Raw genomic sequence first — 23027 nt, forward strand, 5'->3', positions numbered from 1 at the left:
CCTCTTTCATCCTGTGCCGTGGGGATGAAATGGGCTGGTCAGATGGGGTGACATGGCGAAGCCCCTCGTCGTTGGTGTGGTGATCTCACTCAACACGCCATCGGCCGGGGGGCTTCGTGGTTCCATATCCTTCCATGCTCGACGTCCCGTACGAGCTGGTTGAGCACGTCTCGTGGCTCATCTACGCCCGAAGGCATGAACTTCGCACGCGCTGGCGTAAGTTGGGGTGCTTCAAGCAAGCCCTGCTGGTGCTGGCCCACCTGCGGAAGAACGAGACTCTCGCACAGGTGGCCGCCGGCTTCGGAGTGTCGGAAGCGACCGCCTGGCGCTACGTGGGCGAGACCGTGGAGGTGCTGGCCGCGTGGGCACCGGGTCTGCACGAAGCCCTCGTCGGTCTGGGTGAAGGCGACTTCGTCATCGTCGACGGGACACTGATCCCTACCGGCCGGATCCGGGCCGACGAGCCGTACTACTCGCAAAAACACAAGAAGCACGGCATGAACGTCCAGGTCATCACGCGTCCGGACGGAACGCCCCTGTGGTTTTCGAGGGCAACGCCGGGACGCACCCATGACCTGACCGCAGCCCGCGCCCACGGCATCGTCCAGGCCTGTCTCACCCGACAGATCCTCATCTTGGCCGATCGCGCCTATCAAGGCGCCGGCGCCACCGTCCGCACCCCTTACTACGGCCACCGCGAACTCCCGGAGCACTACCAGCAGTACAACCGAGACCACGCCCGTCTCCGCGCTCCAGGCGAACGCGCCTTCGCCCGCCTCAAGTCCTGGCGACTGCTACGGCAAGCCCGATGCTCGACCAACCGCATCGGCAGAGTGGTCGCAGCAGTCCACACCCTCCTCACCTGCGAATACGCAGGATGAAAGAGGCTCACTGAACCTCTTTCATCCTGGGGTCTGAGGAGTGAAACAGGCTGGTCAGGTGGGGTGACGTGGCGAAGCCCCTCGTCGTTGGTGTGGTGATCTCACTCAACACGCCGACGGCCGGGGGGCTTCGCTGGTTCCGTATCCTTCCACGCTCGACGTCCCGCACGAGCTGGTCGAGCATGTCTGCTGGCTCATCTACACCCGAAGGCGTGAACTTCACTCGCTATGGCGGAAGTTGGGGTGCTTCAAGCAGGCCCTGCTGACACTGGCCCACCTGCGGAAGAACGAGACCTTCACACAGGTCGGCGCCGGGTTCGGGGTGTCAGAGGCGACGGCATGGCGCTACGTCGACGAGACGCTCGAGGTCCTGGCCGCCTGGGCGCCGGGCCTGCACGAGGCCCTGGTCGGGCTGGGCAAGGGGGACTTCGTCATCGTCGACGGGACGCTCATCCCGACCGACCGCATCAAGGCGGACGAGCCGTACTTCTCGCAGAAACACAAGCAGCACGGCATGAACGTACAGGTCATCGCGGCCCCGGACGGCACACCACTGTGGTTCTCACGCGCGACACCCGGCCGCACCCACGACCTCACCGCGGCCCGCGCCCACGGCATCGTCCAAGCGTGCCTGACTCGGCAGATCCTCGTGCTCGCTGACCGGGCCTACCAGGGTGCCGGCGCCACCGTCCGAACTCCGTACTACCACCACCGCGAACAGCCCGAGCACTACCAGCAGTTCAACCGGGACCACGCCCGGCTGCGGGCTCCCGGCGAACGCGCCTTCGCACAGCTGAAGTCCTGGCGACTGGTACGGCGAGCCCGATGTTCAACCCGGCGTATCAGCACCGTCGTACAAGCCATCCACACGCTCTTGACCTGCGACTATTCAGGATGAAAGAGGTTCACTGACTGAGCCTCCTTCATCCTGAATGGCTGCAGGTGAGCAGGGTGTGGATCGCTTGGACGGTGCGGCTGATACGTCGCGTCGAGCAGCGCGCTCTGCGCATGATGCGCCATGTCTTGAGTTGAGCGAAGGCGCGTTCGCCGGGGGCTCGGAGTCGGGCGTGATCACGGTTGAACTGCTGGTAGTGCTCGGGCTGTTCGCGGTGGTGGTAGTACGGAGTGCGGACGGTGGCGCCGGCGCCTTGGTAAGCGCGGTCCGCGAGAACGAGGATCTCTCTGGTGAGGCAGGCCTGGATGACGCCGTGGGCCCGGGCTGCGGTCAGGTCGTGGGTGCGGCCGGGTATCGCGCGGGAGAACCAGAGCGGTGTGCCGTCGGGCCGGGCGATGACCTGCACGTTCATCCCGTGCTGGCGGTGTTTCATGGAGTAGTACGGCTCGTCCGCGCGGATCCGGTCGATGGGGATCAGGGTGCCGTCAACGATGACGTGGTCGCCCTCACCGAGGCCGGTGAGGGCTTCATGGAGGCCGGGCGCCCAGGAGGCCAGAACGTCCAGGGCCTCGTCGACGTACCGCCAGGCCGTGGCCTGGGATATCCCGAATCCGGCCCCGAGCTGCGAGAACGTCTCGTTCTTGCACAGATGGACAAGGGCGAGCAGCGCCTGCTTGAAGCAACCGAGCTTACGCCAGCGGGTGTTGCGGGCCGGCGGTGCTCGTACAGCAGCCAGGAAACATGCTCAACCAGCTCGTGCGGGACGTCGAGCATGGCAGGATACGGAACCAACAGGGCTCCTTCGGTCGCCGGTGTGATGAGTGGAATCACCACGCCAACGACGACGGGCCCTGTCTCGTCACCACACCCGCTGACCAGCCCATTTCACCCTCCAGCACAGGATGAAAGAAGCTCACTGAGCAACGACATCAGCCGACGACTTTCGTGAGTGCGTCGCCGAGGGCACCGGCCTCGTCCGGGGTCAGTTCGACTACGAGCCGACCGCCGCCCTCGAGCGGTATGCGCATGACGATGCTCTGCCCCTCCGTGGTGACCTCGAGCGGGCCGTCGCCCGTCCGCGGCCTTAGAACGGCCCTGACACTCAACGGCTGAGTGGATTCACAGCCATTGACGACTTTCGTGAGTGCGTCGCCGAGGGCACCGGCCTCGTCCGGGGTCAGTTCGACTACGAGCCGACCGCCGCCCTCGAGCGGTATGCGCATGACGATGCTCTGCCCCTCCGTGGTGACCTCGAGCGGGCCGTCGCCCGTCCGCGGCCTTAGAACGGCCCGGGGCAGTGCCTGGTTGGGTTCCCAGTCGTAACCACTGATCGTCGCCCGCGTCCCGTTGCCCTCAGTCGTGACTGTGTACGTCCCCAGAGCGGGTGTCGCGGTGGCGGCAGGCATGAGGACGACCGTGGCCCCGAGAACGAACGATGAGGCGACGAGCGAGATGACGGCATTGCGTCGGATGCGCCGGGTCATGATGGGTGTCCTCCCTTGCGATGGGTGGAGGGCGCCGCGGAAACACGGGGGCAAGTCGCCGCGCCAGTGCTCCGGGCGTGGGCCCTCCAGCCACAGCGCGACAACGGATGTACGGCTGTGGCGCCGGACTGATCGGAAAAGCGCCGCTCCATCCATCGTCCCCCTCTCCGAAATGGGTGTCGACCGGACGGCCATGTGAGCCGGCCTGGCGGACAGGCCCAGCAGGTCGCCACAGGGCGGCTTGACGGCTTGGCTTCCGTGCGGTGTCTGCCTTCATGCCCGGACCACCGGAGCATCACCCGACTCAGAACCCTGTTCGAACCAACAGACCCCACGATCGATACGGCAACGGGTTCTAATAGGACTCTGTTAGGTCTTTCCGTTGGGCCTGATCACGAGCATGTTGGGTGTGTGGACGCACATGAAGTGAACCGCATGCGGGCCATGTTGGCGTTGTTCGTGGCGGATGTGTTCGCCTCGGTGCCGCGGAAGGATGAACCGCTCCGGGATCGGTGGAGGCTGCGGTCTGTCCCGAGTTGGGTGGAGTCGAGTTGCTTGGTTTCAGGCTACTGGTGGTGGGGTGCGGAGTTCGTACTCCACCGGGCTGAGCATGCCCAGGGCGGAGTGTCTGTGCTGGCGGTTGTGGAAGATTTCCAGGTACTCGAAGAGCGCGGTGGACAGCTCCAGCCGTGTCCTCCACCGTCTGCGGTTGAGCAGTTCGACCTGGACTCGGGCCCAGAAGGACTCCATCATCGCGTTGTCCACGCAGCGGTGTCCGCGCGCACGGCCACCTGTACGAGCGTGGCCTGGGGCTGCAGGTACTGGGTGACCTCCGTTCCATCCTTGAAACGGTCCGTGCACTGTGAGCCATGTGTCACCACGACAGGGAAGGTTGGCGTTGCCGCAGTCACACCGGATAAGGTCACCGAAGCGGCTATGGTCTTCGCCTCCCACCGGTTTCCAGCTAAGTCGCCAGCACCGACCTCGAGTGGGATCGTCAGCTGTTGCCGGAAGGCGGCCAGCCGGTCCGGGGCGGTGATGGTGACGTAGTGCACGTCATTCTTGAAGGGCGACAGATCGTACGTGTCGAAGGCTGTCATCAGCTCGCCGACCGCCAGCTGGCTGGTACTGGCCAGAAGCCGGCTTTGGTACCTCCCCGCCGTCGCCTGCGTGGCCGCCGCTGTGATCGCCGCCGTCTTCGTCGGCTTCGGGCCCAGCGGCGGGCCGAGGCGGAGGGGAGCGCGGCATGAGGTTCGCGACCTTCGTCCACGACGGGAAACGGCGGCCGGGAGCCGTCGCCCACGACCAGGTCCACCCGTTCGAGTACCCCGTCGAACTGCTGGATCTGATCGTGGAGGGCGAGCAGTCCCTGCGCGGGGCGGGCGAACACGCCCCGTCCGGCTCCCTGCCGCTGCCCCTGGCCGACGTACGGCTGCTGCCACCGTTGCGACCGCCGACCGTACGCGACTACATGACCTTCGAAAGCCATGTGGCGGGCGTTGCTCAGGGATACGGCGACACCGTCCCAGAGGAGTGGTACGCCGCCCGCGTTCTACTTCACCAACCCGTACGCGATGATCGGTGCCCACGACGACGTGCCCTTGCCGCCAGGCTGTCTCCGCTTCGACTTCGAACTCGAGGTGGCTGCCGTCATCGGCAAGGCCGGCCGGGACCTGGCCCCCGAGCAGGCACGCAAGCACATCCTCGGCTACACGATCCTCAACGACTGGTCCGCCCGCGACCTGCAGGGCCGCGAGATGAAGGTGAAACTCGGCCCGGCCAAGGGCAAGGGCACCTCAACCACCCTCGGCCCTTGGCTCGTCACCGCCGACGGACTGGAACCCCACCGCACCCCGCAAGGCTTCCTCGACCTCGCCCTGACCGTTCAGGTCAACGGCGAGGTGGTCGGTCAGGATCGGCTGACCAATATGGCCTGGATATTCGAGGAGATGGCGGCGTACGCCTCCCGCGGCACCTGGATCCACCCCGGCGACGTCCTGGGCTCCGGCACCTGCGGCAACGGCGGCTGCCTGGCAGAACTCTGGGGCCGCGGCGGCAACTTCGAACCCCCGCCGCTTGTCCCCGGTGACATCGTCACCATGACGGTCGAGGGCATCGGCACCATCAGGAACACCGTCATTGAAGGCGTTGCCCCGGTGCCTTTGCCATCCGCCCGCCGCAGGTTGTGACCCCATACCGACTGGAATCAGGCCGGAGCTACGGCTCTCCCCAGCCCGAAGCCTCCGCCCCCTGAACAACCGGCCTCTGGCAAACCCCGGTGCCCGATACACCGGAGGAACTCCGCCAGGTCCACGCCGAGTTGCGGCGCATAGCCCAGCGAGTGCCCGACGGTGACCTGCGCGGTCGGCTGCTCGACGTGGCCGCCCGACTGGCCCGCCGGTCGCCGCCCACTCGGTACCGGCCCGTCGGCCTGTACGCGTACGGAGCTCGAACTGACCCGCAGGATGGGTTGCCGTGGTGGGTCAAGGGGTGGTGCCCAGGAGGTCGGCGAGCCGTTGGAGTCGTTCCGCGTCGGGGCTGCCTTCGGCGGTGGTGCAGACCATGAGCGCGGGGCCGGGGTTGCCCGGTATCGGGTAGGCGTCCCAGTCCAGGTTCAGTTCGCCGACCTGAGGATGGGTGAGGCGCATTTGGCCGCGGGTGGGTTCCTCCACGTCGTGGAGGGCCCACAGGGCCGCGAACTCGTCGTTGCGGACGGCGAGTTCACCCACCAACTCGACTGCGCGCGGGTGCCCTGGATCGGCGGCGACCTGGCTCCGCAGCATGCCGATCAGTTCTGCGACGGTGGCCGCGCGGTTCGGGCATGCCCGGTCGGCCTCGGGACGCAGGAACAGCGCCAGCATGTTCCGCTCGCTCTGCGGCTGTCGGGTGAACTCTTCCAGCAGGACACCGCCGAGCGGGTTCCAGGCCAGGACGTCCAGGAAACGGCCGACGACCAGAGCGGGCGAGGTCATGGTGTGCAGCAACCGCAGTGTGGTGTCCGGGACTTCCTCCGGCTCGTACGAGCGAGGCAGGCGGCTGGGCGTACGCGCGGCGGTAGCGAGGCTGTGCAGGTGCCGGGACTCCTCGGCGGAGAAGTTCAGAGCGCGCGAGAGAGCGTCCAGAACCTGCTCGGAGGGCCGGACGTCGCGGCCCTGCTCCATGCGCTGGTAGTAGTCCGAACTCACCCCCGCCAGCAGGGCCAGTTCCTCCCGCCGTAGTCCGGCGACGCGCCGTCTCGGGCCGGGCTCCAGTCCAACGTCCTCTGGCCGAAGCCGAGTTCGGCGGGTGCGCAGGAAGTCGGCGAGTTCGCGCCGGGGATCGTCACTCATGGCGTGGGAGGAGTCGGTCACGGCGCCAGTATGCCGTCGGCGCGGCCCGCAAGGGTGGGTCTGCCAGACCCAGGAAAAGGAGAACGCCCGTGATGTCGCTTGTGGGGTCCAGCATCGGATCCACCACAGCCGGTCACGGAAGGAACAGCGACATGAAGGCCGTTCAGATCACGGGTTTCGGTAGGGCGGACGTCCTGCGGGTCAACGACGTCGAGCGCCCCGCTCCCGGTGCGGGTGAGGTGCTGGTGTCGGTCGAGGCATCCAGCGTGAACGGGCACGATGTGATCGTCCGCTCGGGAGAGTTGAAGATGGTGTCGGGACGCCGCTTCCCGATCGGCGTGGGGCTGGACTTCGCGGGCACCGTCGCCGCGACCGGCGCCGGTGTCGAGGGCTACCGAGTCGGGGACCGTGTGTGGGGCATGGTGCACCCCCGCCGGCGGCACTCCGTCGCCGGGGCGGCCGAGTACGTCGTGGTCTCCACGGAACGGATCGCGCTCGCCCCGGCGGACCTCTCGTCGGTCGAGGCGGCGTCTCTGGTGGTCGCCGGTGCTACGGCGCTCATCGCGCTGCGCGACAGCGTGCACCTCGCGGAGGGGGAACGGGTCCTGGTGCGGGGCGCGGCCGGCGGAGTCGGCACGGCCGCGGTGCAGTTGGCACACGCCGTGGGCGGTCACGTCACCGCACTGGCCCGCGATCGCCACGCCGAGCTCCTGACCGACCTCGGCGCCGACGAGGTCTTGGACTACCGCTCCACCGCCTCGGAGCAGATCGGGCCGTTCGACGTCATCGTCGACACCGTCGGCACGGAACTGCGCTGCTACCGCAGCCGGTTGGCCAAGGGGGGCCGGATGGTCACCGTCGGACTGTCCCCGTCGGCACTGGCCGCGATCGCCGCCTCCAGCGTGCACGGCACCCGCCGCATCCGCACCTTCAGTGCCAACCCCGAAACCCCCGTCCTGCGCGACGTGGCCGGCCATGTCACGTCGGGTGCGCTGCGCCCGGTGATCGACAGCGTGTACCCGCTCGCGGACATCGCCGCCGCGCACCAGGCATTCGAGCGCGGCGGCGTCGTGGGCAAGCACGTGGTGACAGTGCCGCGCAGCTCCCTCTGACGGAGCCCGGTCAGCGGGGTGCGGTGCGCAGGTCGGCGCCACGGTCATGGGCGGCGGTCACGAACCGGTCCGCCACGCGGGACAACCGCTGCCAGCCGGTCGGCTTCGGGCAGCGGCGATCGACGGCACCGGCAGTACGGGTATCTCACTGACATCGATCAGAGTCCGGTCTGTTTCGCCCTGTCCGTGTGTGCTGTGGAAGTCCTGGCTCAACGGTCGGTGAGCAGCCCGGCGTCGTGCGCGAGGACTGCGGCCTGTACACGGTTGGCGCAGCCGGTGCGGGTGAGGATCCGGCTGATGTGCGCCTTGACCGTGCCGGCGCTCAGATACAGCTGGTCGGCGATCTCCGTGTTGGACTGGCCCGTGCCGAGCAGTCGCAGGACATCTCGTTCGGCCGGGGTCAGTTCCTCAGTCCTGCGCAGGGCGGCCTCGGTGTACCGGCCGGTCCGTACGTGCCGTTCCAGAAGTTGGCGGGTGATCGTGGGCGCCAGAACCGGTTCCCCCTTCGCGGCGAGTTGCACGGCGTGGATCAGCTTGGCGGGACCAATGTCCTTGAGGAGGAATCCGCTCGCCCCGGCCCGCAGGGCGCGCGTCACGCCCGCCTCCTCGCCGAATGCCGTCAGCATCACGACACAGGTGCGGGGCGAGAGTCGGGAGATGTCCTCGGCGGCCGCGATTCCGTCCCTGGTCGGCATGTGGATGTCGAGGAGGGCGACGTCGATGTCCTGGGTGCGGCATGCCGCGGCGGCCTCCCGGCCGTCGCCCGCCTCGGCAACCACCTCGATGTCTTCGGCGTTCTCCAGGATCAGCCGGATTCCGGCACGCATCAGTGCCTCGTCGTCGGCGATCAGAACTCGGATCATCAGCTCATCTTAGGGCTGCCGTCGTCAGCAGTACGACGAGGAAGCCAGCCGTCGGCAGGACCACGAGCAGCGCCACGCAGCCCGATCCCAGGACTCGCGGCCAGGTCAGGATCTCGTCCGACAGCGGGGCACGGGCCCCTTCCTGCCCGACGCCGGAGGGAAGACGGGCCGCCGCGTCCGGATGAAGATCAGCGGTCCCACCGGGGCTTGCCACCCTTGACTGCACCTGACCTTCCAGCAGGAGGAACCGTGACGCGCGCACCCCCGGCACGTCATGTACCTGGCCGTGGTTGGCGGCGGCCCCACCCACACCCTCGCCCTCGCCCTGTGAATGGAGCACGAACCTGACCTGCGCGGTCCTGCGCGATCTGAGCCACCGCGAGATCGCCCTGCGCAACGCGTACGCCGCCGCACCGGACGCGATGTGGACCGGCAACGGCGCACTGGCCGGATGACCCGGACAGTCCCCTGTGCGCCCCACTGATCCGTGTGAAGCTCGCCGACATGCCCGAACCGGCGCTGGACGAACTCGTCGACCAACTGACCGCGAACCTCGACGAAAGCCACTATGCCGTGGCGCGTCGCGAATAGCCTGGCAATGGCGGCCGCGACGGGGCCGGGACCAATCCCACCGAGATGGAGGGTGTGTCGCAGGCCGGATCGAGACCGATGGTCACCAGGGCGAGGCGCACATGGAGTTCGCGGACGCGTTCGAGAACGGGCGCCAGAGCGAGAAGGGCATCGGGAGCCGCGGGGAACAGCGTTCGCGCCGACGCGAAGAGGGCCAGGGTGATCGAGCTGCCGGTCGTCCACGCCATGCTGAGGCCCAGTCTGCGGCCCGTGAGGCGGCGCAGTCCGTCCGGCAGACCGGTGTCCAGGACACGCAGTGCCGAAGGATGCCCTGCGGTATGCAGGAAAGCCAGGAGGTCGAGCACGTCGTGCGTCGGCAGCCTGGCGTACAGCTCGTACCTTCCACGAGCCGGCTCCACGCCCAGCATCCGTGGCACGGTTCCGGTCGGCAGCCGGTGCCAGGCCGCTTGGACGTGCGCGGGAATCACCTCGGCGGTCAGGAGCCCGGTGAGCGCGGGCACTTCGGCGTACAGCTTGAGCCGTGGAGCCGCGTCGGGGAACTCCCGCCCGCCGATCCAGACGCCGAAGCGCAGGTCGGCCCGGGACTGCGTGGCGGCCAGCCTGCCGATGAGTTCCGACGGCGGAGCCTGGTCGCTCGCGCCGAGGAGCGCTGCGGCCCGGTGCAGCCGGTCGGCTTCGGGCAACTCGGGCCCGGCGACCTCGGCGGTCCAGTGCAGCCCGTCGCCGGCCACCGCCGTCAGCTCCACAGGGAAGCCCGAAGGCGTCAGACGACTCCAGCGCCCGGCCACGTCGGGCCAGCTGCTGTTCTCCAACCGGCGCACGGCGGCGTCGAGCAGCGGGGGCAGCGCGGTCACACTGGTGAGCGCGCCGGCGAGGCGCAGGATGGCCTCCCTCATGGCGCGGCCCCGAGCCCGATGATCGTCTCCGTGCCATCCACCGGCGCCGTCTGCGTCAGGTGCCCGTCCTTGGTCACCAGGGTCACGCGGTGCCGGAAGGTCCGCTGGTCGGCGTCGAGCAGGGCGATCCGCAGCGAGACAGGTTCGGTGGCCGTTCCGGGGATCTCCAGCCGCTCCCGGCGGGTGTAGGAGTTGGCGGTGTCGTCGTACTCGATGTCCAGGAAAGCGAGTTGTACGGTGCCCGGCGCGAAGAGCGGGATGGCGCGGATGTCGAGTGCCGTCACGAAAGGGTCGTCCACCGGGAGGGAGGACGCGTCGCTGGTCAGCGGTCCCGAGGTCAGTACTGTGCCGTTTTTCAGGTGGTGCGTAAATGTGGCGGTCCAGCTGCGATGGTCGGGGCGGGTCAGTCGCAGGCGCCAGAGCTGTTCGCCTGAGCCGGGCTCCACCCGGAAGATGTCCTGCTGCTGGAAGGACACTCCGTCGTCGTACGCCAATGCGACATCGATCGCGTCCACGATGCCCTCGTCGACACGGTGCGGGAAGATCTTGAGCTCCAGGAAGCCCAGGTCGTCGCCGGGGTCCACGTGCAGCGTCCGGTCCAGGCTCGGCCTGGGCTCCAGTTCGTAGGTCAGCTTCTCTCCCTTCCAGCCCGAGGCCGAGTCGAAGTGGTGCTGGAGTCCGACGGTGAAGCCGAGGTCGTGGGATTCGTTGAGGAAGGTCTCGAAGTGCTTGGGACCGGGGCTCTCGGGGGTCAGTTGGAAGTCGGTGCGTTTGTGACCGTTCCCCGCCGCGGGGTCGCCGTATTCGATCGCCACGTCGGTGGAGAAGAGTCCGATCTTCCGGAAGTCCGCGGCGGTCGCGATGTCGACGCCGAGAACGCGGAAGAAGGGGTCGTCGAGATCCACTTCAGTGAAGAGCGCCTGCTTGTCGGAAAGCTGATCGAGCATCAGGCCGACAAACCCCTGGGGGGCATAGGTCCGGGTGACCGCCTTCTTACGGTCATAGACGAGCTTGACCGTCTTGCGCTCCTCCTGCTCGATGAACCGGAGCCGGAACGAGACCAGCGCGGGCATCCCGCCGCCGGCCGTTCCCGCCGCCGGGGTTCCGGCGGCCGGCTGGGCGGGCTGCGGCTGCGGTGCGGGGGTGGGTCCAGGGGTGGGCGTGGCAGCCGCCGGGGCCTTGGCGCGTGCCAGGGTGGCCCGGATCGAAACCGCCGGGAGCGGGGCGATCACGGGCCAGTCGACGGTCACCGGGTGGCTGGTGCCCGGCAGGACGTCGACCGACACATTCCCCGAGGCGTCGAGGGTGCGCGGCAGTCCGTCCACGGTCACTGCTGCTCCCGGCGGGCCCAGCACATGCAGGGTCGGGGCCGGGCCGCTCCCTCCCGACAGGAGCGAGAGGCCCAGACTGCCCGGCAGCGGTGCCGGGGTGGTCTGCGTGATCGTCAGTGTCGCCAGCGCAGGGGTCGCCGTACCCGCGGGGTTGGCAGGTGTCGTCGGCCCGGGCGTGGCCGCACCGGTGGCCCCGGAAGTGCCTGCGGCCGGAGTCGGCGACTTCAGCTTCTTCAGCCGTTCCAGCACGGCGTCGAGGCCCTCCGGCTGGGCCGGACCCTTGAGTTGGCCGAGGTCGAGTGAGGGCTCGAACCAGCTCTTCAGCAGGTCGGTCTTGAAGAAGTCGAGGGCCCACTTCTCCTTCGCCTCGTTGTCAGCGTCACCGGTGAAGTCGGTGACCTGGATCTTGATCGCGCCGTCCTGCACGAGCTTCTCGAAGCCCGCGTCGATGCCTGCCCGCACCCAGTAGATCTGCGCCTCCAGGCCCACAGAGAAGTGGTGGTAGATCCGCTCGAAGTCGGCGGTGATCTCCACCCGGAGATCGGGCGTGAGCGCGGAGTACTCGAGCTCGTAGATGACGCCGACCGGTGTCGCGCCCTGTTCGAAGGCCTTCTTCAGGATGACGGCCCCCTCCTGGCCGAGGACCAGCGAGAAGGCCGCGGTCTCCTCGCCGACCAGGGAGGGCTTGGTCGCGCCGAGGATCCGCTCCACCGCGTTGAAGGCTCCCGGCGGGGGCGGTTGGGCCGCGGCGCCGCCGGACCCTTCGAGGTTGAGGGCGAGGCAGCGGACGGCACCGCGCTCGACGGGTGCCGCAGCCAGCCGCGGCTCGCCGTCCCGGACCATCCCGGCCAACCGTCCGAGGATTTTCCCACGGGTCGCCTCGGGCAGGACCACGGCTGTCTGGAGCATCAGGAAGCCGCCGCCTTCGATCCCCGAATCGGTCACCGCGGGGCGGTAGGTGATGAGGCTGAAGGCGGGGCTGCCGTCCGGGCGCTGCCCGAGAACGACCTGTGTCGCGAGGTACCAGAACTGGTGGTCGTCGGCGTGGTCCTGGAACACGGTCACGCCGTCGACCTCGAAGGTGCGGGAGCCGAGCTGCAACATTGGTCGTCCCCGTTCAGGCGGAGGATTCAAACGGTGGTGGCGATGGTCACGGTGTCCTCGTCGAATCGGCTCCAGTCCCTTTCGGTCGAGAGGCCGTTGCTGAAGAGACTGTGGATCTTCAGCTCGAAGGCATCGGCGGCCGGGTCCTTGAAGTCGAACTCGAAGACGCCTGTGGTATCGGGACCTGTGAACTCGAAGCGGTCCTCCACTGACAAGTGGGCCGTCTCGTCCTTGGCGCGCGCCTCCACCTCGATGCGGGCCAGGCCCTGGGCGCCGAAGTCGGCCGGCGAGCGCAGCGTGACGGAGCGGTGCCCGCGTTGGTCGGCCGTGACGAGGATCCGGGAGTTCAGCGTGGTGGACCACGGCCCCTCCCGCACCGTGGAGTCCTTCATCAGGGCGGTGATGCGGTAGCGCGTTCTGCTGAGGGTCGGGTCGGTCCGTTCGGCGATGAACGGTCTCGGCCGCTCGGCGTTGACCACCTCGATGGAGTCCTCCACCTTGATGCCGTTGGCGGTGTCCTCGTAGACGAGGTCGACGAAGGCCCGGTCGACCTGGTTGAAGTCCAGGAAGGGGACGATGTCGACCTTGAGCCGCCGCGGGAACGGATCCAGCACGTCCACCTGAGGCTTGGTGAGCGGCGCGAAAGGCTCGATGTGGTCGCGCTGGTCGGCTGCCCGATAGGTGATCCTGGCCATCACCGGAGCGGACGGCTCTCCGACCAGGAAGCGCTGCCAGCTCCCCTGCGGGTCCTTTGCGGTGATGCGGACCAGGTCGTCCTGACGGATCCGGTGGTCCGGGTCGTCGTAGCGCAGTTCGACCTCGACCAGGGGGTAGCGGTCGAACGGGAAGCTCGCCAGCGTGAGGACGGGGATGGTCTCCAGCGAGAACTGCTCGCGCGGCTGGATGTTCGTGGCTTCGGTCAGGACCGGGAGTTTCCCGGAAGAGACCTGGTTGGGCCGCTCGCCGGCGTCGGCCGGTACGAAGTCGACGGTGTACTCCATGTCGACGGGCATGACCATCTGCCCGTCCTTCAACTCCGAGGGCCAGTGAACCTCCTCCTCCGAGTGGTCCTTGTCCAGTTGAACCGTCCTGGCCTGCCCGCCGTAGGTCAGTGTCGCCGTCACGGAGCGGATCGGGTCGTGCTCGAAGTCGGCCGGGGAGACGGAGACCCGGACCTTGCGCTTTTCGAACCACGGGTCGTCGGCGTTGACGGTCAGTACGAAACGAGCGGGGTCGAGTCCGGCCCCGGAGGCCTGGAACAGTCCCGCCAGGTGGCCTTGTGGATACATGGTGCGTTTGCTTGTGGTCCGCTCGGAGAAGTCGACGTCGAGCCGCTTGGAGTCCACCCGGCTGTAGTGCGTCTTCTTGTAGCTGAACACGCCAAGCGGAGTCGAGCGTTGTGGCGAGAAGGATCTGATGACCTCGCGAGCCTTGTCCCAGCCGTCCGGCGGTTTGCGCAGCGGGTCGAGCGAGGCTTCGAAGAAGGCATCCGTGATCATGTCCCGGACACGGGCCACCGCGGCATCCCTGCGCTCGACGAGGGTGCCGCTCTCGTCGTCCTCAGGGACGAAGGTGTCGGCCTCGAACTGGATGACCCGGTCCTCGATCAGCCGCTCGCACACGTCCTGGATCTGCGCCGAGTCGACCAGGCCCTCATGACCGAAGGCGGTGTCCAGGATGTCCTGGCTCCGATCCCAGTCGACCGAGAGCCGGATGTGGTACGCGGGGCGCAGCGCGAGGTAGTCGAGGCTGTACACGACCCCGATGGGCGACATCGCGCCCGCCATCGCCTGGTCGAGCACGGTGATGCCGCGTTGGTCGAGTTCGACGGAGAAAGCCGCGCGGTTGTCCCCGTACAGGGCGGGTTTGGCGCCGTGGTGGATGGCACGCACCAGACTCGCTTCGCCTGGGGCCGCGTCGCCGGTCGCGCCGAACAGCATCAGGTTCACCGCGCCGTCGACGACCGGGACGGGGGCGAGCCGCGGCGGCCGGTCGAGGCCGGCCAGCCGCTGCAGTTCGCCCTGGATTACGTCGAGTTGACCGGCGGGCAGCCCCAAATGGACGTCGAAGTCGGCGAATCCGACATTGCCGGCCTCGGAGCGGGCCTTGATCAGAAGGAACTGGGGAACCTCGGTGCCGCCCTCGTTCCTGGTGACGAACTGAGGGCCGAGCGGCAGGTAGTAGTACTGCAGTGGGTCGGCGTGGTCGCGCATGATCGATACGCCGTCGATGAGGTAGTACGGCGGTGCCTCAAACAGCATGGCTCTGTCCTCCGTTGGACCGCGGCTCAGGCAGGTACCCGCAGGACCAGCTGCTCGTCGTTCACCAGCCCGGAGGAGGCGCTCTCCTTCGTCGACCCGTCGGCCAGGAAGAAGGTCGCCTTCCAGGTGTAGCTCCGGTTGTTCCGGTCCCGGACGGCCAGCTCGAACTTCCCCTCGGGGGCGTCCTTGCGGAAGGTGAAGCTCTCCGACTCGTCGATGCCGTGCCCCGTGTCGGTGTAGTGGATGTCCACGGTGGCCAGCTTGACGGCGGCCCAGTCGATGAGGTCCGGGACGAGCCTTACGTTCACCAGCGCTGCGTCCTCGCCGAGCAGCAGCGTCGTCCCCTCGAAGGTCTGCTCGCCAGACTCGGCGGAGGTTCCGTCCTGGAAGGTGGTGGTGGCCTTGTAGGTCACCTTGCCCTTGTGCTCGTCGATGACCGGAAACTTCCAGTCGAAGAAGCGCGTGGCCTTGGAGAGCGCGATCCCCGAGGTCTGGGTGTAGTTGTTCTCCGTGTCGGTGTAGGTGAGGTCCAGGAAGATCGAGTCGATCTGCCGCTCGAAGTCGCCACGGGTGCGGACCTGTACCGTCCTGGTGGCGGAGAACGGGTCGTCGACGTAGAACCGCTGGCCCTTGATGTCCTTGAGCGTCTTGACGAACTCGCGCCCGTCCATCATGAAGTACGTGATGGAGCCGCCATACGGCTTCACCGGCTCCATCAGGACTTCCTTCACCTGCTGCTGCTTTGTCTCCTTGTCGATCTGGAAGCGGCACACCGGCGGGATCCCTGGCGCCACCTCCGGGTGTTCGAGGGTCAGGACGGCCCGGGAGACCTGATCGAAGTTCATGTCACCGATCTCCACGTCGACCAGCCAGATGCCGAGCTCGTCGATGTTGACCTTGAGGTCGGTGGTGTCGGCGTCGATCCACTCCGAGGTGAACACCCTGCTCTCGCCCTTGTAGTTGACCACGTACTGGTACTTGAAGGCCGTCGAGCCGCCGTCCGTGAAGGACTGGAACTTTCCGATGTCGTCGGGCTTGGAGAAGCTGAAGGTCTGAATGCCGTTGCGTGAGGTGTTCGGCGGATAGTCGATCTTCACGTCGACGCTGAAGATCGGCAGCACGGCGAACTCCGCGTTCACCTGGATGTTGAGGTTGAGCATACGGAAGAAGGGGTCGTTGAGGTCCACCTCCATCGCGTAGTCTTCCCACTTGAATCCCTGGCTGACCAGCGACGGCATGTTGGCCTGGGGCGCAACGTCGACAGTGACGACCTGGTTCTCCTTGAACTCGATGTGGACGTCCGCGGTCTTGTTCACCGTGATGTCCCGGTGGATGTTCTCGAAGTCCTCATCCCGGATCTTCGAGAAGTCCCGATTCTCCGCCGGGATCGCCTCCAGCAGGTTGCGCTTGACCGCCTCGTCGAGCTGCTGCGTGACCGAGGTACGCAGGGTGGCGAGAACCGGGGCGATCGCGGGATCGTTCCCCGCCTGCCCGCCCGGGTCGACCTCGACGACACGGGACTCGGAGTTCGTGAAGATCTCGGAGACGTGTTCGCTGAAGTCGTCCTCGCTCCAGAAGTTCTCCTCGAAGTTGACGTCCTGGACGAAGTTGTAGAACTTGCTGGCGTTCCAGTGGCCCACCGCCCGGATCGGAGGCATCCGGCCGCCGAAGCTCATCTCGTAGACCACTCGGACACCACCCGCGCCCTCGCTGCGCATCACGGCCTCGAAGACCGGCGCGCCCTTCTGGGTGAGTTCGGCCGACATCGCCACCACGTTGTTGCCGTAGTTCGACGGCTTGCCCGCGTGGTTGACCCGTTGGACGAGGTCACCGCTCGCCGCCAGTACCTCGACCATCACGCTGGACTTGGTGACCTGGGGCTTGGAGAGGATGAGCTGGTTCGGGTCGACGGGCTGGCCGCCCGGACCGCGCCGGGCCGTGAGGAGTTCCGCGAGTTTGGTTCTGACCGATGCCTCCTGCACGGCAGTCAGCGCCAACTCCACATCCATGAACACCAGTGCGGCGCCGACATCTCCGTTGGCGAGCGGCTTGAGCGAGCGGTACTTGATGAACTTGAACACCGCTTTATCAGCATCGCGCCGCAGAATCGGCACCTTGGGCAGGACGTACATCGTGAAGGGGTCGACATCGTCCGTGTAGACGGTCGCTTCCGGCAGGTCGATCGCGCCTTGCAGTTGCAGCATGATTGCCTCCTGTTGTCGATCAGGACTTGCCAAGCAGGTCGGCCACATCCTGTTCGTTGACGAAGTTCTTTCCGCCGGCGGCCAGTTCGCCGACCAGGCGCATCCGGCCCCGGGTCCCGTCGACGGCCGCCTTCACCGCGGCGGTCTGGTCCGCGCTGAGGGTCGCTGACAGCGCCGTCGTCCACGGAGAGATCCCCGAGCTGGTGCTCTCGGCCACCGGGGCCCAGGTACCGTCGGGCGGCCGGACCTCCACCGCGACCCGCGTCACGGTCACCTCGACCGCTCGCACCGCGGCCGGCGGCCGACCGGTGAGCGGCAGCAGCCGGGCTGGCAGGGCTTCCCGAGCGGCGTTCGGCAGGTCGAAGCGACTGGTGATCTGCAGGAAGCAGACCGCTCCGGCGTCGACCAGGCCGAGGGCGGGCCTGCCGTCCGGCCCGAACTCCAGGAACGGGCCCGGGGGGACGTACGTCCAGACTGACGGGTCCGCGGGATCGGGGCGCAGCTCCAGTCCGTCGAGCACCACCGGCTCCTCGGGAAGTCCGGCATCCACCTGCACCACGAGCCCGTCGGCCGGCATCACCGGTTCGGACCAGGGGCCGGGTGCGTCGCTGCCGCGCGTCACCCTCCACAGGAACCCCGGCTGGAACGGCGAAGCCGCGATCCAGCCGATCTCGGCCTCGGGCCGGTCGGTGCCGAGCCGCACGGCCATGGGCTCGTGCTCACCGCTCTGCGGCCGCCACTCCACGAGCAGGGGTGGCCGGCCGGGCACCACCCGGCTGACGGCCAGTGCCCGATGGGCTCCGAAGCCGGGCAGTGCCACCGGGTCGAGGTCGAGCCTGGGCGCCGTGCCGAAGGGGAGGTCGATCGTGCGTCCCGGGCCAATGGGCCGGACGACGACGGTGGCGGGCGGGTCTGCGCTCTCCCGGGGCACGGCGACAAGCGGTGACCCCGCGTCGAGCCGTGCCACCAAGCGCCCTGCCGTGCTGCGCACATCGCCCGTGGCCGCATCAGTGAACGCGCCGGAGGCACGCACCACGGTCAGCGGCAGAGGGAAGGACTCGGGGCCGAGCACCAGCCGGTCGCCGGCCGCCGGCCGCCAGGGACCGGTCACTTCGACCGGGGTGTCGGCGCTCTCCAGCAGCGCCCGCAGCCGGACCTGCCCCGTGAGTGCTTCTCCCGGCGACAGGACGATCTCCGCCTCGGCCCTTCGCTCGGGCGCGGAGAGCTCGACGCCCGCCATCACTTCCTGCGAGCGGAAGGGCGGGAGCGCCGGCACCCGCAGGTCCGCGAAGAGCGCCAACAGGCCGGCCATCGGTTCCGGGAGATTGGCCGCGAAGGAGACCCGCACGCGCCCGGTCGGCAGCGCCGGCACATCCACAGTCCGCACGTAGCGCTCAAGCCCGCCGTCGGACAGGACTCGTGCCGTCGCGAACGGGTCCACGGTGAGGAGGCGGTCCGCGCTCACCCGCTCCACCGTCGCGAGATCGACCCGCCGGGGCTCGGGCGATATCTCCTCCGCCGGCCGCAGGCGGTAGCGCACCGCGGCGCCAGTCTCGGATACCGCGAGTTCGTCACGGAGCCTCAGCCCGAGGATTTCGGCCCGCAGATCGCTCCCGATGACCGACGGGTCGCCGGTGACGGTGACGGCGGGGTCGGCGAGGAGCGCGTCGAGCCCCTGGCCGAGCATGGTGTCCGAGACCACCGCCTGTGCCCCGAAGCGTTCGGCGAGCAGCTGTGCCACCCGCCGCCGGTCGAACTCCAGTTCCAGCGGCACCCGCGGCGCGACCGCGGGAAACCTCAGCCGGAGTACGGCACGCACCGGCAGGGCGGACTCCCTGATCAGTCGGGCGGCGAGAACGGCGCTCTGCGCCGAAAGGTCCACGACCACGTGTGCCCGGGCCAGCATGGCCGGGCTCAGCACGACCGGCGGCACCAGGGCAGTGGCCGAGTCCGTCCCGAGCTGGGCGGTGATCTCAAGCACGCCGCCCTCGAGTTCACCCGGCACAAGCCTGGCGGGGACCTTCTGTGCGATCAGCGCCTGTCCGACGGCATCGAAGGACAGGTCCACCGTGAAGCCGATCTCGATGCGGCCGCCGGCTCCGCCTGGTGCGGAGGGGGAGCGCAGCAGTGTCACCAGCAGGGCGGCGGACCCGTCCGCCTGACGCTCCAACACCAGGTCGTCCGGCACCAGGACGACGAGTCCGCCGCCGCCGAAGGCCTCGAACGCGGCCCCCGGCACCGAAGCCACGGGACTGCCGAGGTCGGGCAGGTCCTCGAACATGATTACCCACCTCCGCCCGCGGGCGGAGCTGTCTTCACCGGCAGCAGGATGGTGTGATCCGTCTCCCGCCACGGACTCACCCCGATGCCGCCGGACTGCCACCATGTCTCCGTCTGGTAGCGGATCGGGGGCGCCTGCGTACCCTTGATCAACGGCTCCACCGGAACGAACACGGTGGTCGAGCCCTTCAGTTCACTCTCCGTCAGGCGCACCGACCTGCTCCCGTGCTCGGCGGTCACCACATAGGCCAGGACCCGGTCGGCGGACCCGGCGGGCACCTCGAACTGTGCCGCCACCGCCTCCACGACCACCTCGCGCGAGAGACGCGCCTCCACGCTGCGGTCGAAGACCAGCTCCCAGACGACCTTCTGGTCCGGTTCGGCCACGATGCCCGCCTCGTCGAGATGGATCACGTCGAAACCGGTCGCGGGCAGCGGCTTCTCCGGCACCAGCTGTACATCCAGGCTCTCCCCAGGCGCCAGCTTCAGACCGGCGGAGACCCCTTCGACCTTCAGGGCCAGCCGGTCCGCACCGCACACCGCCACCGCCGTGAGCTGCTCCACGTGGACCCCGCTCTCAATCACATTGGTGAGGCGGGCGCTGATCCGGTCCGGCGCCATCGTGCCCGGAACGAGGGCCAGCACTTCCCCCGCCGTGCGGTCCAAGCGCAGTTCCAGCGGTATGTCCTCAGGCGGCCCGCCGCCCGCTCCGATCCGCACCTCGCCACGCAGAAGGCTGAGCGAGGCGCCGAACAGGGCCTCGTACACCAGCCGGAAGTCCTCCAGTTTCAGGGTCTCGGCGTGAGTCACTCCCCGCTCCAGGTCGATCAGCGCTCCCTCCCTCTCGGTCAGCGAAGTTGAGGGCTCCCCGTCCTGCGGCAGGGCCAGCCGCAGGACGGGCTGCGCCTCGGAGAGCATCTCCAGTTGGAGGGGTGCGGTGGTGCCCTTGGCCCGCGCTTGCTCTTCGAGCTTCGGCACAGCCTCCTTCAACCGACCCTGCTCGACGACCGGTTGGGCGGAGAACTCCATGGTGAACCGCACATCGGCCTCGTTCGACGCGCTGACGGCCCGCACCTTGAGGGCCGGCCGGTGGCCGCTGTCCGGAAGCCGGGCGAGCAGGAAGCGGTCCGGCAGGTAGTAGTAATGCTCGGGCCTCACCGGATCCTGCCAATACGAGTGGCTGCGGTCGCCGTGAAAGAGCCGGGTGCGCTCCATGGGCAGCACCGCACCCAGCCCGCCGCCGCGCCCGCCGCCCATCCGGATCCGCTGCTCGTCCGAGAGCACCAGGGGTTCCGGCGTGGCAACGGAATCCAGTACCAGGCGTTGCTCCCGGAAGCCGGGGGAACCGTCCTCGCACACCTCGCCCGTCGGAACACCCACGGTCACCCCGCACTTGACGAGCACCGTGGTCTCGGACTCCGGCGAGGAGAGGGCGGCAAGCAGCTGCTGCCGCTGCGCGGGCGTAGTCAGCGGGCACCTGGCGATCAGGACGAATTCCGAATCACCGAACTGCACGGAGGAGAAGGGGATTTCCTGGACGACGGTCCCTCCGTCGACCACCGGAACCCGCTGCCTCAGAGTCACGGCGATCACATGAGGCAGCTCAAGCACATCGCTGAGTTCCCTGCCCTCCTCGACGAGCGTGATGACCAATTCCTCCCCGCGCTCCTCATCATCGGAGATGGCCACGAGCAGTGCTTCCTCGTTGTCGCCGTCGGTGCCGACCCGAAAGGGAACCAGGTCGAACATCAGCCCGTCCGGGGTCACGAAGACCTCACCGAACGCCGGCTCGGAAGTCTCTGCGATCGGAACGGCCAACTGACCAACGGGAACCTGGGGCAGCGGCTCCGCCTGGCCGACCCACTCCTCGATCGAAGCGGTGGACTCAGGGACCTGCGGTACGAGATTTGTCAGCCTCGTCTGGAAGTTACCTACAGCCTCCAGGATCTCAAGATCGACCAACTCCGGCTCGGCGGGGAGCATCTCGGGGTCGATCCCGATCATTCCGAGCATGGATGTGTCGGACGGGTCGACATTCAGCTCCAGAGCCGCACTGGCGAGCTTTACCAGCAGTGGCTGCGAGTTTCCCGTCACCGGTCCTCCCATGCGGCCGTGGAGATTTGCAAGGCGTCGACGCTCTCCGGTGCGATCACCAGCAAAAGGCATCTGTACTCGGAGATTCGAGGCGAATGATTTCGAGGGCGAATTCCGCGCCGAGTACGACACTCCCGGACGCTGCAACCTGCCGTCCGGTTCCCCTCTGGTCAGCTCTGGGAATCCTCCCCAGGCATCGCGGCCTGGGAGGGGCGGATACTGATCCACTACCGTCGCCGGGCGGTCGATCCCTCCGGCCACCAACCGGGACGCTCCGTACGCTGACCTTGCGGGACATCGCAGGTATCGCTCAATGCCAGACTGACACGCTCGCCCCCCGCTCGCATCCGCAGACCAAGTTGTCGACTCCACGATCCACTAGCCCCGATCTTGCATGAGGGTCCGTCAGCTTGCTGACGGACCCTTTGTGGCGAGTGTTGGTGCGGAATTCCAGAGTCTGGGCAGGTTGAGTGCCCGGCTGTCGCGTCGAGTGTGCGCCGGGTTCCACGGCTCCGGTGGGCTGGTTGCTGCTCGCAGGGGCGGGAATGTACTGGTCAGCCGGGGTTCGGTAGGGCTTGGAGCCGGTCCAGGGCATCGGTGATCACGTCAGTCCAGGGCCAGTGCCTGGCCAGGCGGAGGTAGCGGCGGCGGCCGGTGGTGACGAGCTGGGCGGCGGTGGAGAACAGCCGAAGCCGCAGGCGGCGGGGCTCCCAGAGCCGGGCTTGGCCGGTCAGGGCGAGTAGGGGCATCCAGGCCAGCAGGTCGAGGGCGATCTGGACGATCTCCAGCCAGATCTGGTTCTGCGCGGTGTCGTGGAGAGGGAGATTGCGCAGACCGGTGGCACGGGCGGCGCGGATGCGGTCCTCGGCACGGGCCCGCTGCCGGTGGCGCAGTTCGAGGGCGGCGATCGCCTCGCTGGCCGTGTTGGTGGCGAAGCAGGTCAACCGCATGCCGTAGGCGTCGGTGAAACGCAACTGGGCACCGGGGTGCGGCCGCTCCTTGCGCACGATCAGCCGCAGGCCCTTCGGCCAACCCGTCAGGCAGTCGCCGGCGAGTTCGGCCACCCAGGCGCCGTCGCGGATGTCGCCGTCGGGTTCCACGGCCGGCGTCCAGGCCGAGGCCGGGACCTTCAGGACGGCCTGGTGGACGGCGTCGGTGATGGTCATCCCGACCGAGTACGACAGCCACCGCCCGCGCCAGGCGAGCCAGGCGACGAACTCGTGGGTGCCGCCGCCGGAGTCGGTACGGATCAGCGTCTGACGCCCGCGCCGGAGCCGTTTCGGCAGCTGGGCCAGGGCCAGTTTCGTGGCTTCGATGTGGTCGGCGGCGGTGTTGGAGCCAGCGTTGCCGGGCCGCAGCAGGCCCACGACCGGCTCGCCAGACCCGCCGCGGCCGTGGTCGACGAACCCCATCAGCGGGTGGTGCCCGAACGTCTTCTTCCAGGTCGCGGCGGCGTCCTGCTTCTCGGAGTGCGCCAGGACGAGGACCCCGTCGATGTCCACGATCACCTGCCCGCCCGCATCCGGCGCCGCGTCACCGGCCAACCGCCAGACGTGTTCACGCACTTCGGCACGGGCGGCGCGCAGCGCGGCCAGGACCCGCTTGCCGCCCGAGGCCAGCTGTCCGACCAGGCGAGAGACCGTCGGGTCGGAGGCCACCGGCCCGAACACGGCCGGCTCAGCCCGCAACAGGGCCACGTCGG

Annotated in this window: 15 protein-coding genes and 6 pseudogenes; 6 read left to right on the forward strand and 15 right to left on the reverse strand. The window is 68.2% G+C overall.

Annotation, left to right across the window (positions count from 1 at the left end; all coding sequences use genetic code 11):
• Nucleotides 1-76: 76 nt before the first annotated feature.
• Both AQJ46_RS50710 and AQJ46_RS50715 read left to right on the forward strand, forming a co-directional pair.
• Nucleotides 77-881: pseudogene (locus AQJ46_RS50710) on the forward strand (transposase family protein).
• Nucleotides 882-973: 92 nt separating this feature from the next.
• A pseudogene (locus AQJ46_RS50715) lies at nucleotides 974-1779 on the forward strand (transposase family protein).
• A gap of 25 nt (nucleotides 1780-1804) precedes the next feature.
• Here AQJ46_RS50715 and AQJ46_RS50720 read toward each other — a convergent pair.
• The 5 genes and pseudogenes from AQJ46_RS50720 to AQJ46_RS50735 all read right to left on the reverse strand — a co-directional run bounded on the left by AQJ46_RS50720 (nucleotide 1805) and on the right by AQJ46_RS50735 (nucleotide 4360).
• Nucleotides 1805-2610, reverse strand: a pseudogene (locus tag AQJ46_RS50720) (transposase family protein).
• A gap of 95 nt (nucleotides 2611-2705) precedes the next feature.
• On the reverse strand, nucleotides 2706-2882 hold the full coding sequence (locus tag AQJ46_RS58315; RefSeq protein WP_225887676.1) for a DUF3117 domain-containing protein: 177 nt from the start codon (nucleotides 2880-2882) through the stop codon (nucleotides 2706-2708).
• Nucleotides 2883-2903: 21 nt separating this feature from the next.
• Nucleotides 2904-3074: pseudogene (locus AQJ46_RS58320) on the reverse strand (DUF3117 domain-containing protein); the annotation flags it as partial.
• Nucleotides 3075-3821: 747 nt separating this feature from the next.
• Nucleotides 3822-4025: pseudogene (locus tag AQJ46_RS50730) on the reverse strand (IS3 family transposase); the annotation flags it as partial.
• Entirely contained in the window at nucleotides 4010-4360 is a 351-nt protein-coding gene (locus tag AQJ46_RS50735; RefSeq protein ID WP_059212152.1) for a hypothetical protein, read from the reverse strand. The pseudogene AQJ46_RS50730 and the gene AQJ46_RS50735, both read right to left, overlap by 16 nt.
• 146 nt (nucleotides 4361-4506) lie before the next feature.
• On the opposite strand from AQJ46_RS50735, the pseudogene AQJ46_RS50740 reads away from it, so the two are divergent.
• A pseudogene (locus AQJ46_RS50740) lies at nucleotides 4507-5449 on the forward strand (fumarylacetoacetate hydrolase family protein).
• Nucleotides 5450-5743: 294 nt separating this feature from the next.
• On the opposite strand, the gene AQJ46_RS50745 reads toward AQJ46_RS50740, so the two are convergent.
• Nucleotides 5744-6589 (reverse strand): helix-turn-helix transcriptional regulator, encoded by an 846-nt coding sequence (locus tag AQJ46_RS50745; protein WP_079072882.1) that lies wholly within the window; start codon nucleotides 6587-6589, stop codon nucleotides 5744-5746.
• Between the two features lie 152 nt (nucleotides 6590-6741).
• Here AQJ46_RS50745 and AQJ46_RS50750 point away from each other — a divergent pair, with 152 nt between their 5' ends.
• Nucleotides 6742-7701 carry an NADP-dependent oxidoreductase gene (locus AQJ46_RS50750; RefSeq protein ID WP_059212154.1) on the forward strand — a complete coding sequence of 320 codons (960 nt, stop codon included), beginning with the start codon at nucleotides 6742-6744 and terminating at the stop codon, nucleotides 7699-7701.
• Nucleotides 7702-7910: 209 nt separating this feature from the next.
• Here the strand turns inward: AQJ46_RS50750 and AQJ46_RS50755 are convergent, their stop codons facing one another.
• Together AQJ46_RS50755 and AQJ46_RS56025 are read right to left on the reverse strand one after the other, a co-directional pair.
• A complete protein-coding gene (locus tag AQJ46_RS50755; protein WP_059212155.1) occupies nucleotides 7911-8564 on the reverse strand; it encodes a response regulator in 654 nt (217 codons plus the stop codon).
• Nucleotides 8565-8568: 4 nt separating this feature from the next.
• Nucleotides 8569-8778, reverse strand: a complete 210-nt coding sequence (locus AQJ46_RS56025; protein WP_159064278.1) for a hypothetical protein — start codon at nucleotides 8776-8778, stop codon at nucleotides 8569-8571.
• A 76-nt stretch (nucleotides 8779-8854) separates the two neighbouring features.
• On the opposite strand from AQJ46_RS56025, the gene AQJ46_RS56030 reads away from it, so the two are divergent.
• Entirely contained in the window at nucleotides 8855-9019 is a 165-nt protein-coding gene (locus AQJ46_RS56030; RefSeq protein ID WP_159064279.1) for a hypothetical protein, read from the forward strand.
• A gap of 111 nt (nucleotides 9020-9130) precedes the next feature.
• Here AQJ46_RS56030 and AQJ46_RS50765 read toward each other — a convergent pair whose 3' ends face one another.
• From AQJ46_RS50765 to AQJ46_RS50790, 6 genes are read right to left on the reverse strand one after another with little or no spacing between them, the layout of a single operon-like run.
• Nucleotides 9131-10051, reverse strand: a complete 921-nt coding sequence (locus tag AQJ46_RS50765; RefSeq protein ID WP_059212157.1) for a hypothetical protein — start codon at nucleotides 10049-10051, stop codon at nucleotides 9131-9133.
• A complete protein-coding gene (locus AQJ46_RS50770) occupies nucleotides 10048-12486 on the reverse strand; it encodes a hypothetical protein (RefSeq protein WP_059212158.1) in 2439 nt (812 codons plus the stop codon). The genes AQJ46_RS50765 and AQJ46_RS50770 overlap by 4 nt, the downstream gene beginning before the upstream one ends.
• Nucleotides 12487-12512: 26 nt before the next feature.
• Entirely contained in the window at nucleotides 12513-14747 is a 2235-nt protein-coding gene (locus AQJ46_RS50775; protein ID WP_059212159.1) for a hypothetical protein, read from the reverse strand.
• Nucleotides 14748-14773: 26 nt separating this feature from the next.
• On the reverse strand, nucleotides 14774-16951 hold the full coding sequence (locus tag AQJ46_RS50780) for a hypothetical protein (RefSeq protein ID WP_059212160.1): 2178 nt from the start codon (nucleotides 16949-16951) through the stop codon (nucleotides 14774-14776).
• Nucleotides 16952-16970: 19 nt separating this feature from the next.
• Entirely contained in the window at nucleotides 16971-19232 is a 2262-nt protein-coding gene (locus tag AQJ46_RS50785) for a hypothetical protein (RefSeq protein ID WP_059212161.1), read from the reverse strand.
• 2 nt (nucleotides 19233-19234) lie between these two features.
• A complete protein-coding gene (locus AQJ46_RS50790) occupies nucleotides 19235-21325 on the reverse strand; it encodes a hypothetical protein (protein ID WP_159064280.1) in 2091 nt (696 codons plus the stop codon).
• 470 nt (nucleotides 21326-21795) lie between these two features.
• Here AQJ46_RS50790 and AQJ46_RS59395 point away from each other — a divergent pair, with 470 nt between their 5' ends.
• Complete coding sequence (locus AQJ46_RS59395; protein ID WP_404828544.1) at nucleotides 21796-21897, forward strand: MYXO-CTERM sorting domain-containing protein; 102 nt, start codon at nucleotides 21796-21798, stop codon at nucleotides 21895-21897.
• Here the strand turns inward: AQJ46_RS59395 and AQJ46_RS50795 are convergent.
• Nucleotides 21880-23027: IS1380 family transposase (locus tag AQJ46_RS50795; RefSeq protein ID WP_059212164.1), on the reverse strand; the 1148-nt coding region annotated here is incomplete at its 5' end. The two genes, AQJ46_RS59395 and AQJ46_RS50795, sit on opposite strands and share 18 nt — an antisense overlap.

It is taken from the genome of Streptomyces canus (assembly GCF_001514145.1).
Taxonomy (GTDB): domain Bacteria; phylum Actinomycetota; class Actinomycetes; order Streptomycetales; family Streptomycetaceae; genus Streptomyces; species Streptomyces canus.

Coding starts and splice junctions, on each gene's coding strand:
- AQJ46_RS50735 (WP_059212152.1), bottom strand. CDS start 4,360: ATGACAGCCTTCGACACGTACGATCTGTCGCCCTTCAAGAATGACGTG.
- AQJ46_RS50745 (WP_079072882.1), bottom strand. CDS start 6,589: ATGAGTGACGATCCCCGGCGCGAACTCGCCGACTTCCTGCGCACCCGC.
- AQJ46_RS50750 (WP_059212154.1), top strand. CDS start 6,742: ATGAAGGCCGTTCAGATCACGGGTTTCGGTAGGGCGGACGTCCTGCGG.
- AQJ46_RS50755 (WP_059212155.1), bottom strand. CDS start 8,564: ATGATCCGAGTTCTGATCGCCGACGACGAGGCACTGATGCGTGCCGGA.
- AQJ46_RS50765 (WP_059212157.1), bottom strand. CDS start 10,051: ATGAGGGAGGCCATCCTGCGCCTCGCCGGCGCGCTCACCAGTGTGACC.
- AQJ46_RS50770 (WP_059212158.1), bottom strand. CDS start 12,486: ATGTTGCAGCTCGGCTCCCGCACCTTCGAGGTCGACGGCGTGACCGTG.
- AQJ46_RS50775 (WP_059212159.1), bottom strand. CDS start 14,747: ATGCTGTTTGAGGCACCGCCGTACTACCTCATCGACGGCGTATCGATC.
- AQJ46_RS50780 (WP_059212160.1), bottom strand. CDS start 16,951: ATGCTGCAACTGCAAGGCGCGATCGACCTGCCGGAAGCGACCGTCTAC.
- AQJ46_RS50785 (WP_059212161.1), bottom strand. CDS start 19,232: ATGTTCGAGGACCTGCCCGACCTCGGCAGTCCCGTGGCTTCGGTGCCG.